A 14,290-nucleotide genomic window follows, 5' to 3' on the forward strand; every position below is an offset into this window, starting at 1 on the left:
ATACTTTGGTAAAGTATTGTACGTCATAGTTTTATTTAGAATAATGCCATATACAGGGTATGATTAACTACAAGTGGCGCGGAGTAGGGAATGTGGTATATTGTCTACCAGTGAGATTTACACTAAAATCTAATTTACTTTTTTCGAAAAGACCCGCCATAACCATAACCGATCTTTTCTTCAAACAATCTGTGTTTATCTTTCCCTCATTGTTTTTCTTACTTCATCATACCTAAAAGTAATATGATGTCTCTCAACATTTAAAATAGTATCGTTATTCGGATCAATATTACCATAAACGAAAGCATACAATCCGTAATTTTTCACAATATTATTTTCTTTTAAATCTTTATAAGCATTTTCAAATAATCTATTGTACTTATTCCTTATTCGAGTCAAAAATCCTGTACTAATTTTTCGTTTATCAACTTTTACTGAATAATTTTCATATTGTCCAGATAATTCATCTATCTTTTTAAAACCCAATAAAGTGATATAAACACTATCAGGATACTTTTCAAAAGCATCTTGATTTTTTTCTGACAGCATAATCATTCCGTAAAATATTCTGTCATTAAGTAGTCTTGAAGAAGGAGTATTTTCTTTAATTTTTTTGAAAAAATATTGATATTCAATTCTTTTACCATTTATTTCTATTTCAACATCTCTGTTATAAGGGAAACCTAGATACCAATCAATGATTCTATCTATACTCTGTACTTTATTTCTTCTATCAAATTTTATATTATCACTATCAAATTCATATAGTTTCATAATATCTCCGCGACCGGTTATTCCTTCATCATCATCCTTATTATTATTCTCTATATAAGTCTCATTTTCCTGATTTTCGATCTTTTCTTGAACATTAAAAACAGAAGGATAACCAATTTTGTTAATTTGAGTATTTGTTAATTTCTGATTCTTTCCTTTTTCAGATAATTCTGTTAAAACTGCGTATTCACAATTATCAATATGTTCTTGATTTCGAAATTTTTTAAAATGAGATTTTCTTTTACTGCCTTCTGCTATACAAGCCGGAGCCATTCTTATTGAACACTTCTTATCTAAACATACAAATACCATATGTTTATAATTAGGATATAAATCCAGCAATTCTTGGGCTAATACAATTTCATCAGTATCGTCTATTCTAGCTTTATACATTAAAAAAAACTTAAAATTATGTTCTCCATTTAAAAATTTCCAACCAATAGTTTAGGCTGTAAGTAATTGCTTGGTTTAGCGGTTAACTTAGCAAGTACACTAAACTGAAAATCAGTAAGTATTTTCAAAAGTAGGCGAATACAAGCAATTACTTATAGCCATCCTTAGCTGTAGTTTTTTCATTTACAGTAATTAATTCAGCCAATTTCTTTGCAATATTTTCCATTGTATCTTCTTGGGTATCTAATCCATTCCTTGACCCTAATAATGGACTCACATCTCTCAATTCATCATAAGTTGTATTGTGCACAATAGGTACTAGCTGATCTGTAGCAAGTAAAGCGGATAATTCTTTTTCGGCAACACCTTCCTTCTGAACTCTTTTCAAGAAATTAGGTGTTACTAAAACAATTCCGATTTTAGATTTTGCTAAACCTTTATCAATTTCCCGAAGAAATGAAGTTCCTAATGGTATATCTTTTTCACTAAACCATACATTTACACCATTTAATTCAAGTAAGTTGTATAATTTTAGTGCAGATTCTTTTCTGTCATCCCAAGCGTGGCAAAGAAAAATATCTCTAATATCAGGTTTTTCAGCTCTTTTTTCTACAACTTTTCTAACAGGTGCAAGTGCATTTATCTCTGCTGAAGTATAATAAATTGTTGAACTAGATTTTGACCAAGAAGCTTTTCGAGTTCGACCTTTGGAACTATTATAATTTCCAGATGAAGATGTTCTACTGCTTGAGGAATAATAGTTATCATAAGAAGGGTATGAATATCTAGAACCATATCCACCATATCTACTACTACACGCAGGACAATTTGCTGCGCCACTTGCTGTTCTATGTCCTCGTGAAGGTGCTGTACATCTTGCCATATTTTTATTTTATTCTTTTGGGTTACTAATTTATTAATTACTAGCATCTTTATTTACGGAAAGCCGTATTTAAAATATTCGAATGTTCTCCGAAATTAGAGCTAACAATTTATATAACAACAAGAACTTCTATTATCCTAACTCCAATAAGGGTAATAAAACTCCTGCTGCTGCTTCTGTAAAGCTATTAAATATCTGTTAAAGAAGCTTACGGGAATCCATAAAACAAGGCTCATTATCAACTGATTTAGGAAGATAGTTGATAAATTATTTCCAAAAATGGCATTTTTGAGAGGTAGTTCCGGGTAAGGATGAGTTTTCGGCCTTTCCTCCTCTACTTCAGGGAGTTCATAATTTCTTCTTAAAAAGAATGTCCGGCGGCGTTATGAAGAGCTTTCAGAAGACAGGTAGATTTCAGCAAAAGAATAAGCAGGATTCAGGGGAGAAAGCATCAGATTCGCTTCCGGCGGACGGGAATACTTCAGCAGGGATTGGCACCAATAAAAAAGCATGAGACTTCCGAAGAAATGCTAGTTTCAGGGATGATTAAGGTGTCAAAAATGGCATTTCAGAAGAGGATTTTTCCGAAGCAATAAAAATCTAATTCACTATTTGCTGCTGCACCCATACGCTGAAAGAGGTTTCATAAGCCCGGGTGATGATGATCACTGCTGCGCCTATACCTACCAGCCACCACGAATAGTTATTGCGTTTGATTTGCAGCCCGGCAATGGCACCAAGAATGAGAAATGGAAGCATTAAAAGCAGGTTGGGCACGAGCCAGGAACCGCCAAAAATGATGACCGCTTTCATGACTATAAAAAAGATACTGTAGATAAGGATGATCTTGGTGAGGATCTCCAGGTTGCGTTGCGACATATTACCTGTAATTCTTTGGGGGCTTGCGGGCATAGCTGAGCTGCTCAAAAGCATAGCCCATGTTTAAAAGCTTTTGTTCTTCAAATGGTTTAGCGATAAGCGTTATGCTCTTAGGCTCTCCCGAGGCCTCAAAACCCGCAGGAATGGCCAGCGCCGGATATTTAGCCACGGCTGCATGGGCCGCATGATAATTATTTATTGACGCCACGGCATCAAGATTGTGCTTTTGCATGGGCACATCAAAAAAGCTTCTTCCTTTATCGCGCAGCTGCGCAGAGATATTTTCAAGACTGGCAGCGCTGGTAGTATCGGCCACAATAGCCTCAAAAAGGTGCTGCCCGTAAGGCGCTCTTAGCAGGCTGTCTTCTTTATTATAGGCCACGATCTCATCTACACTTCTAAATTGCACCTGCTCTCCTGCGGCAGTGCTTAAATAGGCAGGAAGATCCTTCTTCATATCGGCATTTAGCAGGGTGAGGAAGTTATCGAGCGGCACTTCTTCAGCTTCAAATTCCACTATCACGGCCCCGCCTCCTTTCATGGTTTGCACGGCCTTGTTGTAAATGGAATCTTGCATTAAGGATTTCATTACGCCAATCCTTTTTCCGTTTAAAGCATCGCGGGAAAGCCCCTGTGCGTAATCTTCATCTGCCGCGACTGATGCTGCGTCTTTTGGATCTTTTCCGGTAAGGGCGTTGAGCAAAATGGCATTGTCTATAACATATTTTGTCATTGGACCGGGTGTATCGAGCGTTTCCGAAATTGGAATAATGCCACTGCGACTCAGTAATCCGACAGTCGGTTTTAAACCTACCACAGAATTCTTGGACGCGGGAGACAGGATAGAACCTGCAGTTTCGGTACCCACGGCAGCCACAGCATAGTTTGCGGCAACGGCCACGCCACTTCCCGAACTGGAACCCCCGGTTTCAAATTGTTTTCTTCCGTAGGGATTTAAAGTTTGCCCACCTACGGCACTATAGCCCAATGGGCAGCCGTCACAAAAGTAATAAGCCCATTCACTAAGGTTCGCCTTTCCTAAAATGAGCGCATTGTGCTCCTCTAAACGATCTATAATAAAGGCATTTTTGGCAGGTATATTTTCGGCCAGGGCAATGGCTCCGCCGGTAGTGGCAAGATTGGCGGTGTTGATGTTGTCTTTTATAAGCACGGGCATGCCATACATGGAGTTCTCACTGCCGGGCGGATTGTCGCGCTTATCGAGTTCCCTCGCCTGGTTCACCACATGGGGATTCAAAGCGATCACCGCATTTAATGAAATATCATTGTTGCTCTCCAGTTCCCTGATGCGGTAAATGTAGAACAGCGTAAGATCTTCATAGCTAAGGCGGCCATCCTTTACCGCGCTTTGCAGCTCGGGGATGCTTCTTTCGAAGATAAGCTGCTTTAAAGATTCGTACTTCCTGGCTGAGAAACCGGCAAGATCTTTCTCAAAAGGCTTCCAGATATCATTCTTGTCAAGGTATTTTGAATTGATAAGCTTAAACCTCATTCTTTCTATCTCATGAGAGGCCTGCTCTTCAAGCCGGGCAGTCTCATCTATCGGCTGCCACACCACAGGTTGTTTAACCGCGGTGTCTTCGGCCTTTTTTACACCACATGACAAAAGAGTCAGCGGGAGCAAACAAAGAAAGAGGATCTGCTTCATAAGCGCAGTTTTACTTTTTAAAGAAAGAATCTACAAACTCAAATTTATTGAAAACCTGCAGGTCTTCTATGCCCTCTCCCACGCCGATATACTTCACCGGAATTTGAAATTGGTCGCTAATGCCTATCACCACACCACCTTTTGCGGTACCGTCAAGTTTGGTCACTGCCAGCGAGGTTACCTCGGTAGCTGCAGTAAATTGTTTGGCCTGCTCAAAAGCATTTTGCCCTGTAGAGCCATCGAGTACCAGCAACACTTCATGCGGCGCATTGTCTATCACCTTTTGCATTACCCTTTTCACCTTAGTGAGCTCGTTCATAAGGTTCACCTTGTTGTGAAGACGGCCTGCGGTATCGATGATCACCACATCGGCCTGCTGTTTTACAGCGCTCTGCACCGAATCAAAAGCCACCGAAGCCGGGTCACTGCCCATATTTTGCTTCACAATAGGCACCCCTACCCTGTCGGCCCACACCTGTAACTGGTCAATAGCCGCTGCCCGGAAGGTATCGGCTGCACCAAGCACCACTTTTTTTCCTTCTTTTTGAAACTGGTAGGCCAGCTTTCCTATAGTGGTAGTCTTACCCACACCATTCACGCCCACCACCATGATCACATAAGGTTTGGTATCGGCAGGTACGTGAAAGTTGGTAGCTTCTCCCGAATTGGTTTCAGATAAGAGCGCGGCGATCTCTTCCCTTAGAATCCTGTTAAGTTCTTCGGTACCAAGAAACCTGTCGCGGGCCACTCTTTCTTCTATACGTTTAATGATCTTTACGGTAGTACCTACCCCAACGTCACTGCTCACCAATACATCTTCGAGGTCATCGAGTACCTCGTCATCAACTTTAGATTTACCGGCCACAGCTTTACCCAGCTTGGAAAAGAAATCATTTTTTGATTTTTCGAGTCCTTTATCAAGGGTTTCTTTCTTCTCCCGGGAGAACATTTTCTTAAATAAACTCATTGTATGGTCTAATCTTTATTTGAACAATTGGCTGCACCTATAAAAAGGTAGCCGTGGTAAATATACACAAAAACAAAAAGCCGTCCCGATAGCTACCGGGACGGCTTTTGTATATTTTGAAAATAACTTATTTCTTGTTCAGGAAGTCATTTACCATTTCAGGAGCCATAATAGCTTCCACAAATGTATAGGAACCGCTCTTTGGAGACTTTACCATTTTAATGGCTTTAGTTAATCTCTTTGAACCCGTTTGTAATGTTGCTACTGATTTCTTTGCCATGACTTACTTATTTTATTTCTTTATGAACCGTCATCTTTTTTAGGATAGGGTTGAATTTCTTCAACTCCATTCTATCTGGCGTGTTCTTTTTATTTTTTGTTGTAATATATCTTGAGGTTCCTGGTTTTCCAGAAGCTTTATGCTCTGTACACTCTAATATAACCTGAACTCTGTTACCTTTCTTTGCCATTTTACTGCGTCTTAAATGTTAAGGATTACTTGTTTAAAAAACCCTTTTCCCTTGCTTCTTTGATTACAGCCGAAATTCCCTTCTTATTAATATTTTTAATAGCAGAAGTAGACACTTTTAAAGTGATCCATTTATCTTCTTCAGGGATAAAAAAACGTTTTTTAACCAAATTGGCGTCAAATTTACGTTTTGTCTTGTTCATCGCGTGGGAAACATTGTTTCCTACCATTGCTTTCTTACCTGTAAGTTCACAAACTCTTGACATTGCTCTATACTTTAACTCGTTATTTCAAAACAGGCTGCAAATTAACGATTTTTTTACCTAATAGCCAATAGCAGATGAAAATATTTTTTCTGAAGTTTCTTTTTTACGTCAACTCCCGAAATATCTGTCAAAAATGGCATTTTTAGAACTTCTGTCAAAGATCTGTTTTACTTTCTTCGGAAGATCTCCTGCTGAAGAACCCCCTAAGCCGGAAATTTGCATCCAAACTTACTGAAAATGAGCTTTCCATAAAAATCGCCACGAATACACGAATTTCATTTTTTTTACTTTTTCATCCCTGATCTCTTCAACGATGGCGGATTTGTAATCTGTGCCGAGAAAAAGTTAGCAGGGAAAGGTTGAGACGGAAATGGTGCGCAGTGCGCAGTATGTAGTCGCAGCTCCTATATTTCGTCCCTAACGGGACGATTGTATTGGTTCTACTTTATTTTACCGACATATTGTCCCTAACCGGACGATTGTATTCGTCCTACAAAACCTACAAGGTCAAAAAAAGACCTTGCAGGTTAGCATCGTATTTAATCTAGAAAACAAGAAACTATTCGTGTATTCGTGGCAGCTTTAGAATCACGATGGCGCGGATTTGCAATCAGTGACTAATCTAAATCAATTATAATCAAAATGATTTTAGAGCACTAAAAGACATTATAGACTGAAACAAAACCTACAAGGTCAAAAAAGACCTTGCAGGTTAGCATCGTATTTAATCCAGAAAAAAACTATTCGTGTATTCGTGGCAGGTTTAAAATCATGATGGCGCGGATTTGCAATCCGTGACGTGCAACTGTGATCAAAATGATCTTTGAACACTAAAGGATATAATTACTTAAAACAAAACCTAAAAGGTCAAAAAAAGACCTTGCAGGTTAGCATCGTATTTAATCCAGAAGAACAAGAAACTATTCGTGTATTCGTGGCAGGTTTAAATCATGATGGCGCGGATTTGCAATCCGTGACGTGCAACTGTGATCAAAATGATCTTTGAACACTAAAGGATATAATTACTTAAAACAAAACCTAAAAGGTCAAAAAAAGACCTTGCAGGTTAGCATCGTATTTAATCCAGAAGAACAAGAAACTATTCGTGTATTCGTGGCAGGTTTAAATCATGATGGCGCGGATTTGTAATCCGTGAGGTGCAACTGTGACCAAAATAATCTTAGAGCACTAAAAGACATAATAGCCTGCAACAAAACCTACAAGGTCAAAAAAAGACCTTGCAGGTTAGCATCGTATTTAATCCAGAAAAACAAGAAAATATTCGTGTATTCGTGGCAGTTTTAGAATCATTATGGCGCGGATTTGTAATCCGTGACGAGCAACTGTGCTCAAAATGATCTTTGAACACTAAAGGATATAATTACTTAAAACAAAACCTACAAGGTCAAAAAAAGACCTTGCAGGTTAGCATCGTATTTAATCCAGAAAAACAAGAAAACTATTCGTGAATTCGTGGCGCAAAAAAAGATCATCTGCGGTTTTCTAAACCGTATACTTCGTAAATCAACATTCTAATTTCTAACCTCTCCAGTGATTTCCTTCAGGATCATTTCGAAGGCTTTATGCACTGTTTGCTTTACCACCTGGTCTCTACTGTTCCCGAAAATGAACTTTTTGGAATACACTTTCTCGGGGGTTGCGAGCCCAATATAAACAGTACCGACTTCGGCATCGCTGTCGCCCTTGGTGGGTCCGGCATTTCCGGTGGTAGAGATGGCGTAGTCGGTTTTGAACATCTTTTTGGCGTTCCTGGCCATAGCCTCAGCCACCTCGGCACTCACCACACTATATTTCTCGATAAATTCCCCGCGCACGTGTAGCACCTCACTCTTCGCTTGCGTAGCATATGAGACTATGCCGCCTTTAAAACAGGACGACGCGCCGGGATGGGTGGTGAATTCGGCTGCAAGGGCGCCGCCGGTACAGCTTTCGGCTGCCGACAGGAATTTCTTTTGATCAGTAAGCAGTTTGCTTATCTGTACGGCAATCTTCTCATCCTCCTCCTGCTCGTCGGCAATAATGTCGCCCAGCAGCTCATAAAGGCCTTCCACTTCTTTTTCTACGGAATGGATCAGCTCTTCTTCGTGATCTCCTTTGCCCGAAAGCCTGAGCCGCACACTGCCAAGATCGGGCAGGTAAGCCAGCTTGATATGCTTTGGAAGTCGATCTTCCCAGGCTGCAAGTTTATTTGCGATAGAACTTTCGCCCTCTCCCCTGGTGAGTATGGTTTTGTGATAAATAAAAGGACGGTGAAACTTTTCTCTTAAGCGCGGAATCACCTCAACCTCCATAAGATTTTTCATCTCGTAAGGCACTCCGGGAAGAGAAATATAGACTATTTCATCCTTTTCCATCCACATGCCTGCTGCCGTGCCGTACTTGTTGTGCAGGGCAATACTTTTTGAAGGCAGTAATGCCTGCTCCCGGTTAAGGTCGGAAATAGGAGTTCTTTTATACTTTAAAAAAAGTTCTTCGATATGAGCAAGCACTTTTTTATTGAGCACCAGCTCATCATCAAAATATTTCGCAAAAGTGTATTTGGTGATATCGTCTTTGGTAGGCCCCAGCCCGCCTGTAATAATCACCACATTTGCCCTTTTTGAAGCATCTTGGAGGGCGGCAAGAATATGCTCCTGCTCATCCTGAACAGAGGTGATCTGGTATACCGAAATCCCAATAAGATTGAGTTCCCGGGCAATAAAGGCCGAGTTTGAATCTACAATTTGCCCAATAAGGATCTCGTCTCCTATTGTGATAATTTCTGCAGTCATTAGAGATCAAAGTCTTCCTTGAGTTCTTTTTCGGCTTTCTTGTACTTATCGGTAATAATTCGGGTTGCCTCGCGCACCTCGTCGCGGTTCTCACCGGCTTTGGCCCAGCTCTCCAAAATCTTGATCTGTGGCATTAAGCCAAGCCCAAACATCTGGAAATTTGGTTTCATCTTGTGTGCGTATTGATAAGCCTGCTGCGGATTATCTTGCGTCACCGCCTGATTCATCCCTTCAAGATCTGGCGGGATTTCTTCCAGGAAAGTCTGTACAACCACCTTGACGAAATCCTGGTCGCCATCGGCCATTTCTTCTACACTCTCTAAATTGTAGTTCCTCATTTTACCTGTATTGAGAATATTTGTTGGTCTTCAATAAATCCGCTCAACTCATCATTAATTTCTACCCGTCCTACCCCTGCAGGAGTTCCGGTAAAGATCACATCGCCTATCTTGAGCGTAAAATACTGTGAAATATATTCAATTATTTCGTCAATTTTCCACAACATATGAGAAGTTCTTCCCTGTTGTACAATTTCTCCGTTTTTCTGAAGCCCAAAACCTACATCATTGATATTCTCAAAATCAGATTTCGGAAGCCATTTCTCCCCGATAACTGCCGATCCGTCAAAGCCTTTGGCCTTTTCCCACGGCAATCCTTTTTCCTTTAATTTCTTCTGAAGGTCTCTGGCTGTAAAATCTATACCCAGCCCAACTTCATCATAATATTTATGAGCAAATTTCTTCTGAATATGCTTTCCGATCTTGTTAATTCTCACCAGCAGCTCCACTTCGTAATGGATATCATCTGAAAACGGCGGAATAAAAAATGGCTGCTTTTTAAGAAGCACAGCCGAATCGGGTTTTAGAAAGATTACCGGTTCAGTGGGCCTTTCATTCTGAAGTTCGGCAATATGATCGGTATAATTTCGGCCTATACAGATGATCTTCATAAGACTAAAAATTACTTAAGCTTGGTATTCATTTTTCGCAATTTGATTGCAGTAAGCACTTTCTTGGTGTACAACGGGAAATCGGCATTTTGAAACCATCCGAAGTAGCCAGGTTCCTGGTCAAGAATATCTTCAACAGATTTTCCTTTGTGCTTTCCGAAGCTAAATACTTCACGGCCTTTCTTATCAAAAACTATTAGTCCGGCAATATCTGCACACTCTTTTCGCGATGTAAACGAAGAAAGCCACTTTACATCATTCTGCAATTCCTCTTCATATCTATCCAACTGCGATTTAAGAACTTCATAGGTCGCCATGGTATCAACTTCGGCACCATGAGCACCCTCCAGTTCTTTTCCGCAGTAGAATTTATAGGCAGCAGAAAGCGTGCGCTGTTCCATTTTATGAAAGATGGTCTGCACGTCTAAAGATAGGGCGTTCTTCATATCGAAGTCAACTCCGGCCCGCAGCATTTCTTCAGCTAGAAGCGGGATATCGTAACGGTTTGAGTTATAGCCTGCGAGATCACAGCCTTTGATCATCTCATAAACAACGGGAGCCAGCTCCTTAAATGTGGGCTCGTTGGCCACTTTCTCATTGGTAATGCCGTGAACGGCCACCACTTCTTTAGAAATTGTGACGGTAGGGTTTACCAGCCAGGTTTTACTTTCGCGGTTTCCGTTTGGAAAGATCTTTAATATTGAGATCTCTACTATCCTGTCTTTGGCGACATTGGTACCCGTGGCTTCAAGATCAAAAAAACACAGAGGCTTATTCAGCTTCAACTCCATAGTTTGTAGTTTTGGTAAAGATAATATTTCCCGAAACTTTAGCGGGAAACAATAAAAAAAAGAAAGCCACAACCTGAAAGGCTATGGCTTTTTATCATTTTAGACACCTGTGTTACAGGTCTCTATTCTTATCGAATTTTTCAAGATACTGGGCCACTCTTTGTACAAACTGGCCACCCAAAGCCCCATTCACCACGCGGTGGTCGTAACTGTGCGAAAGGAACATCTTGTAACGAATCCCAATAAAATCTCCTTCGGGAGTTTCTATCACTGCCGGTACTTTTCTAATAGCTCCCAGCGCCAGGATAGCCACCTGCGGCTGATTAATAATTGGAGTACCCATCACACTTCCAAAAGTACCCACGTTGGTTACAGTATAAGTACCTCCCTGGATATCATCGGGCTTAAGCTTGTTAAGACGGGCACGGTTAGCAAGGTCGTTTACGGCCTTAGCCATTCCCACCAGGTTAAGTTGATCGGCATTTTTGATCACCGGCACAATCAGGTTACCATCTGGAAGTGCTGCTGCCATCCCAAGGTTTATATTTTTGCGCTTAATGATCTTGTCACCATCAACAGATATATTGATCAACGGGAAATCTTTTATAGCCTTGGCTACAGCTTCCATAAAGATTGGGGTAAAGGTGAGTTTCTCGCCTTCCCTTTTTTCAAAAGCATCTTTATTTTTCTTTCTCCAGTTCCAGATGTTGGTCACGTCTACCTCAATAAAAGACTGCACGTGAGCAGAGGTCTGAACGCTTTCTACCATGTGGTGCGCAATCATTTTACCCATACGGGACATCTCGATGATCTCGTCTTCACCATTCACGCTCACCGGGGTTTTGGCCGGTTGCGGCGCAGCTGCCTGCTGTGGTTTTTGCTGCCCTTGCTGCGGTTGTGCAGCGGGTTGAGAAGAACGATTTTCAAGGTAGTCTAAAATGTCATTTTTAGTGACCCTTCCTTCTTTACCGCTTCCTGGAATTTTTTCCAGTTCGTCGAAAGAAATCCCTTCTTCTTTCGCAATATTCTTTACCAGCGGAGAGTAGAACCTGTTACTATCGGCATAATCTGAAGTAGTAATATTTTTTGCCTCTTCCACTCTGCCTTCGGCTGCGGCAACGGCTTCTTCAATTTCGGGTGAAGGCACTTCCTGGTCAGCAACCGGGGTGGTCTCTGCCGCTTCTTCTCCTTCAGTCTCAATAATAGCAATGGTTTGCCCTACCTGTACCACATCATCTTTGTTGAATAACTTTTCAACCAACACGCCGTCTACTTCACTCGGCACCTCACTATCAACCTTATCTGTGGCAATTTCCAGAACCGCCTCATCGGCTTCAATGGTCTCTCCAACTTCTTTTAACCAATTCGTAATGGTTGCTTCCGCAACACTCTCCCCCATCTTGGGTAATTTTAGTTCAAATTTTGCCATATTCTTATCTCGAAGATATTTTACTTAAAATTGACTGCGAAATTACTAAAAATTTACCTCAATTAATAATAATTATTCAGCAGTGAGAATTTACAGGCCTCTTTTTGCTTCTGAAAAATGGCCTGTTTCCTCAGTAAAATTACAATTTTCACTACTTAGTTTCGAAAAAGATACGCTTGTTTTTTAAAGTAGTCTAAACCGGAAGTTTCAGAAGTAAGAAAAAATCTGTCAGGCTGAAGGTTCCAAAAATGGCAAAATCCAACCTCTTTTTTGAAAGAATATCCGCACAGAGTAAGACATAAGCCACGCCGCCTTCACTTTTTATTGGGTACATTTTAGGTTTTTCTTATTAACTCCTTCCCTTTCAAATATCTACCTTAAATAAAAAAGTAAAAGCAATGAGCGTAAACAGAGAGGAATTAAGAGGAAAAACAATAGTGATCACCGGCGTTTCAAGCGGATTTGGTCGCGGTGCAGCCATAGAATTAGCAAAATTAGGCGCCAATGTGGTAGGAGCGGCAAGAAGAACCGAAGTTCTGAAAAGCCTTGAAGAAGAGGTTATGAACGAGGGCGGAAAACTCAAGACCGTTACCTGTGATGTTAGTAATGTAGACGATATTAAGAGACTACGCGATACTGCCCTCGAAAAATCTGGCAGTATTGATATCTGGATAAATAATGTAGGAGTAGGTGCGCTGGGTTATTTTTGGGACATCCCGATAGAAGATCACGCCCGGCTGATAGATGTCAACCTCAAAGGCCTGGTATACGGTGCCCATGTGGCTATGAAACATTTTGTGGAACGGGACCGGGGGATTCTCATCAATGTAGGGTCTATAGACAGTGAGGTGCCACTGGCGCTTCAAAATACCTACGCCGCAACAAAATCGGCTGTACTTAGCCTTGGCCGCTCCCTTACAGAAGAACTAAATTTAAGCGACAGGAAAAATATTAAAATTGCCACTATAATGCCCTGGGCTGTAGATACGCCGTGGTGGAAGCACGCCGCAAACTACACCGGACATAAACCACGAATGGCCGCGATGGATGAACCTCAACCAGTGATAGATAAAATTATTGAAGCCTGTATGAATCCTAAAATAAAAATGCCTGTAGGGCCTATTGCCGGTGCTTCAAATTTCTTTCACCAGATCTTTCCTCAATGGACAGAACGGGCTTCGGCTAAAATAGGCCAATATGAAGTTGAAAAAGCCGCTCCTATGCCTCCCACTACAGGAAGTATTTATGAACCTATGAAAGAAGGCACGACGGTGGAAGGCAACATTAAAGAACGAATGAAAAAAGAAGACAGCTAAATGCCATTTTTGACACTCCTGCAATTTAGCAGGTCAATTAGAAGCCGATAAATAGCTGATTTAATTTATTGCTTCAGGGAATTTTCGAACGGAATACGGTTGGTGATGCTGCGCCCCAGGGTGACCTCATCGGCGTATTCCAGTTCATCTCCCACCGAAATTCCGCGGGCAATAGTGCTCGTTTGAATTTCCAGCCCTTCAAGCTGCTTAAAAATGTAAAAGTTGGTAGTATCTCCCTCGAGGGTACTGCTAAGGGCAAAGATCACTTCTTTAATTTCCCCTTTCCTGGCTTTCTCTACTAAAGATTTTATGGTGAGCTGTGAAGGCCCAACACCTTCCATCGGGTTGATCTTACCTCCCAAGACATGGTAGAGTCCGCGATACTGGCTGGTATTTTCAATAGCCATCACATCCCGAATATCTTCTACCACACAAACCACCTCACGCTGACGGCTCTTGTTTGCGCAAATCTCGCAGAGTTCTGTATCGCTAATGTTATGGCAGTTGGCACAAAATTTCACTTCGGTCTTTAGATCTACCAGGGCCTTGCTCAAAGCTACAGTCTGAGATTCGGGTTGTTTTAGAAGATGCAGTACCAGCCGCAACGCCGTACGTCTGCCAATACCCGGAAGCTGAGACATTTCATTAACAGCTCCTTCCAGTAATTTTGAAGAAAATTCCATGCCGCAAAAGTACAATTTTTGAAGAGAGAA

The 14,290-nt window shown here is 41.1% G+C and carries 15 protein-coding genes; 1 reads left to right on the top strand and 14 read right to left on the bottom strand.

Annotated elements, in window-relative coordinates; genetic code table 11:
• Window positions 1-195 precede the first annotated feature (195 nt).
• From ACQ93I_RS14345 to ACQ93I_RS14405, 13 genes are all read right to left on the bottom strand, one after another.
• Window positions 196-1,167 (bottom strand): hypothetical protein, encoded by a 972-nt coding sequence (locus tag ACQ93I_RS14345; protein WP_431699098.1) that lies wholly within the window; start codon window positions 1,165-1,167, stop codon window positions 196-198.
• 148 nt (window positions 1,168-1,315) lie between these two features.
• On the bottom strand, window positions 1,316-2,050 hold the full coding sequence (locus ACQ93I_RS14350; RefSeq protein WP_431699099.1) for a toll/interleukin-1 receptor domain-containing protein: 735 nt from the start codon (window positions 2,048-2,050) through the stop codon (window positions 1,316-1,318).
• Window positions 2,051-2,650: 600 nt separating this feature from the next.
• Window positions 2,651-2,929: a hypothetical protein gene (locus ACQ93I_RS14355; protein WP_423818525.1), complete on the bottom strand. Its 279-nt coding sequence runs from the start codon at window positions 2,927-2,929 to the stop codon at window positions 2,651-2,653.
• A gap of 1 nt (window position 2,930) precedes the next feature.
• On the bottom strand, window positions 2,931-4,598 hold the full coding sequence (locus ACQ93I_RS14360; RefSeq protein WP_431699100.1) for an amidase family protein: 1,668 nt from the start codon (window positions 4,596-4,598) through the stop codon (window positions 2,931-2,933).
• 10 nt (window positions 4,599-4,608) lie between these two features.
• Window positions 4,609-5,565, bottom strand: coding sequence for a signal recognition particle-docking protein FtsY (gene ftsY / locus ACQ93I_RS14365; protein ID WP_431699101.1), 957 nt, complete (start codon window positions 5,563-5,565; stop codon window positions 4,609-4,611).
• A gap of 127 nt (window positions 5,566-5,692) precedes the next feature.
• Window positions 5,693-5,845, bottom strand: a complete 153-nt coding sequence (locus tag ACQ93I_RS14370; protein WP_266068792.1) for a DUF4295 domain-containing protein — start codon at window positions 5,843-5,845, stop codon at window positions 5,693-5,695.
• Window positions 5,846-5,852: 7 nt separating this feature from the next.
• Complete coding sequence (gene rpmG / locus ACQ93I_RS14375) at window positions 5,853-6,035, bottom strand: 50S ribosomal protein L33 (RefSeq protein ID WP_093113661.1); 183 nt, start codon at window positions 6,033-6,035, stop codon at window positions 5,853-5,855.
• A gap of 25 nt (window positions 6,036-6,060) precedes the next feature.
• Window positions 6,061-6,300, bottom strand: a complete 240-nt coding sequence (gene rpmB / locus ACQ93I_RS14380) for a 50S ribosomal protein L28 (protein ID WP_265163121.1) — start codon at window positions 6,298-6,300, stop codon at window positions 6,061-6,063.
• A gap of 1,532 nt (window positions 6,301-7,832) precedes the next feature.
• The gene (locus tag ACQ93I_RS14385; protein ID WP_431699102.1) at window positions 7,833-9,092 is read right to left on the bottom strand and encodes a competence/damage-inducible protein A; all 1,260 of its coding nucleotides are present in this window, start codon (window positions 9,090-9,092) and stop codon (window positions 7,833-7,835) included.
• Entirely contained in the window at window positions 9,092-9,430 is a 339-nt protein-coding gene (locus tag ACQ93I_RS14390) for an Hpt domain-containing protein (RefSeq protein ID WP_431699103.1), read from the bottom strand. Before ACQ93I_RS14390 ends, ACQ93I_RS14385 begins: the two co-directional genes overlap by 1 nt.
• The gene (locus ACQ93I_RS14395) at window positions 9,427-10,041 is read right to left on the bottom strand and encodes a fumarylacetoacetate hydrolase family protein (protein WP_431699104.1); all 615 of its coding nucleotides are present in this window, start codon (window positions 10,039-10,041) and stop codon (window positions 9,427-9,429) included. The genes ACQ93I_RS14390 and ACQ93I_RS14395 overlap by 4 nt, the downstream gene beginning before the upstream one ends.
• 11 nt (window positions 10,042-10,052) lie before the next feature.
• Window positions 10,053-10,832 carry an exonuclease domain-containing protein gene (locus ACQ93I_RS14400; protein ID WP_431699105.1) on the bottom strand — a complete coding sequence of 260 codons (780 nt, stop codon included), beginning with the start codon at window positions 10,830-10,832 and terminating at the stop codon, window positions 10,053-10,055.
• A gap of 112 nt (window positions 10,833-10,944) precedes the next feature.
• Complete coding sequence (locus ACQ93I_RS14405; protein WP_431699106.1) at window positions 10,945-12,261, bottom strand: dihydrolipoamide acetyltransferase family protein; 1,317 nt, start codon at window positions 12,259-12,261, stop codon at window positions 10,945-10,947.
• Window positions 12,262-12,659: 398 nt separating this feature from the next.
• On the opposite strand from ACQ93I_RS14405, the gene ACQ93I_RS14410 reads away from it, so the two are divergent.
• Window positions 12,660-13,577, top strand: coding sequence for an SDR family NAD(P)-dependent oxidoreductase (locus ACQ93I_RS14410; protein ID WP_431699107.1), 918 nt, complete (start codon window positions 12,660-12,662; stop codon window positions 13,575-13,577).
• A gap of 65 nt (window positions 13,578-13,642) precedes the next feature.
• On the opposite strand, the gene recR is transcribed toward ACQ93I_RS14410, so the two are convergent.
• Window positions 13,643-14,260 (bottom strand): recombination mediator RecR, encoded by a 618-nt coding sequence (gene recR, locus ACQ93I_RS14415; protein WP_266068784.1) that lies wholly within the window; start codon window positions 14,258-14,260, stop codon window positions 13,643-13,645.
• Between the last annotated feature and the right edge of the window lie 30 nt (window positions 14,261-14,290).

The sequence above is a fragment of the Salinimicrobium sp. WS361 genome, assembly GCF_050750585.1.
Lineage (GTDB): Bacteria > Bacteroidota > Bacteroidia > Flavobacteriales > Flavobacteriaceae > Salinimicrobium.

Bases quoted from the DNA above. Each gene is read 5' to 3' on its own strand.
- ACQ93I_RS14345 (WP_431699098.1), bottom strand. From the start codon at position 1,167: ATGTATAAAGCTAGAATAGACGATACTGATGAAATTGTATTAGCCCAA.
- ACQ93I_RS14350 (WP_431699099.1), bottom strand. From the start codon at position 2,050: ATGGCAAGATGTACAGCACCTTCACGAGGACATAGAACAGCAAGTGGC.
- ACQ93I_RS14355 (WP_423818525.1), bottom strand. From the start codon at position 2,929: ATGTCGCAACGCAACCTGGAGATCCTCACCAAGATCATCCTTATCTAC.
- ACQ93I_RS14360 (WP_431699100.1), bottom strand. From the start codon at position 4,598: ATGAAGCAGATCCTCTTTCTTTGTTTGCTCCCGCTGACTCTTTTGTCA.
- ftsY (WP_431699101.1), bottom strand. From the start codon at position 5,565: ATGAGTTTATTTAAGAAAATGTTCTCCCGGGAGAAGAAAGAAACCCTT.
- ACQ93I_RS14370 (WP_266068792.1), bottom strand. From the start codon at position 5,845: ATGGCAAAGAAATCAGTAGCAACATTACAAACGGGTTCAAAGAGATTA.
- rpmG (WP_093113661.1), bottom strand. From the start codon at position 6,035: ATGGCAAAGAAAGGTAACAGAGTTCAGGTTATATTAGAGTGTACAGAG.
- rpmB (WP_265163121.1), bottom strand. From the start codon at position 6,300: ATGTCAAGAGTTTGTGAACTTACAGGTAAGAAAGCAATGGTAGGAAAC.
- ACQ93I_RS14385 (WP_431699102.1), bottom strand. From the start codon at position 9,092: ATGACTGCAGAAATTATCACAATAGGAGACGAGATCCTTATTGGGCAA.
- ACQ93I_RS14390 (WP_431699103.1), bottom strand. From the start codon at position 9,430: ATGAGGAACTACAATTTAGAGAGTGTAGAAGAAATGGCCGATGGCGAC.
- ACQ93I_RS14395 (WP_431699104.1), bottom strand. From the start codon at position 10,041: ATGAAGATCATCTGTATAGGCCGAAATTATACCGATCATATTGCCGAA.
- ACQ93I_RS14400 (WP_431699105.1), bottom strand. From the start codon at position 10,832: ATGGAGTTGAAGCTGAATAAGCCTCTGTGTTTTTTTGATCTTGAAGCC.
- ACQ93I_RS14405 (WP_431699106.1), bottom strand. From the start codon at position 12,261: ATGGCAAAATTTGAACTAAAATTACCCAAGATGGGGGAGAGTGTTGCG.
- ACQ93I_RS14410 (WP_431699107.1), top strand. From the start codon at position 12,660: ATGAGCGTAAACAGAGAGGAATTAAGAGGAAAAACAATAGTGATCACC.
- recR (WP_266068784.1), bottom strand. From the start codon at position 14,260: ATGGAATTTTCTTCAAAATTACTGGAAGGAGCTGTTAATGAAATGTCT.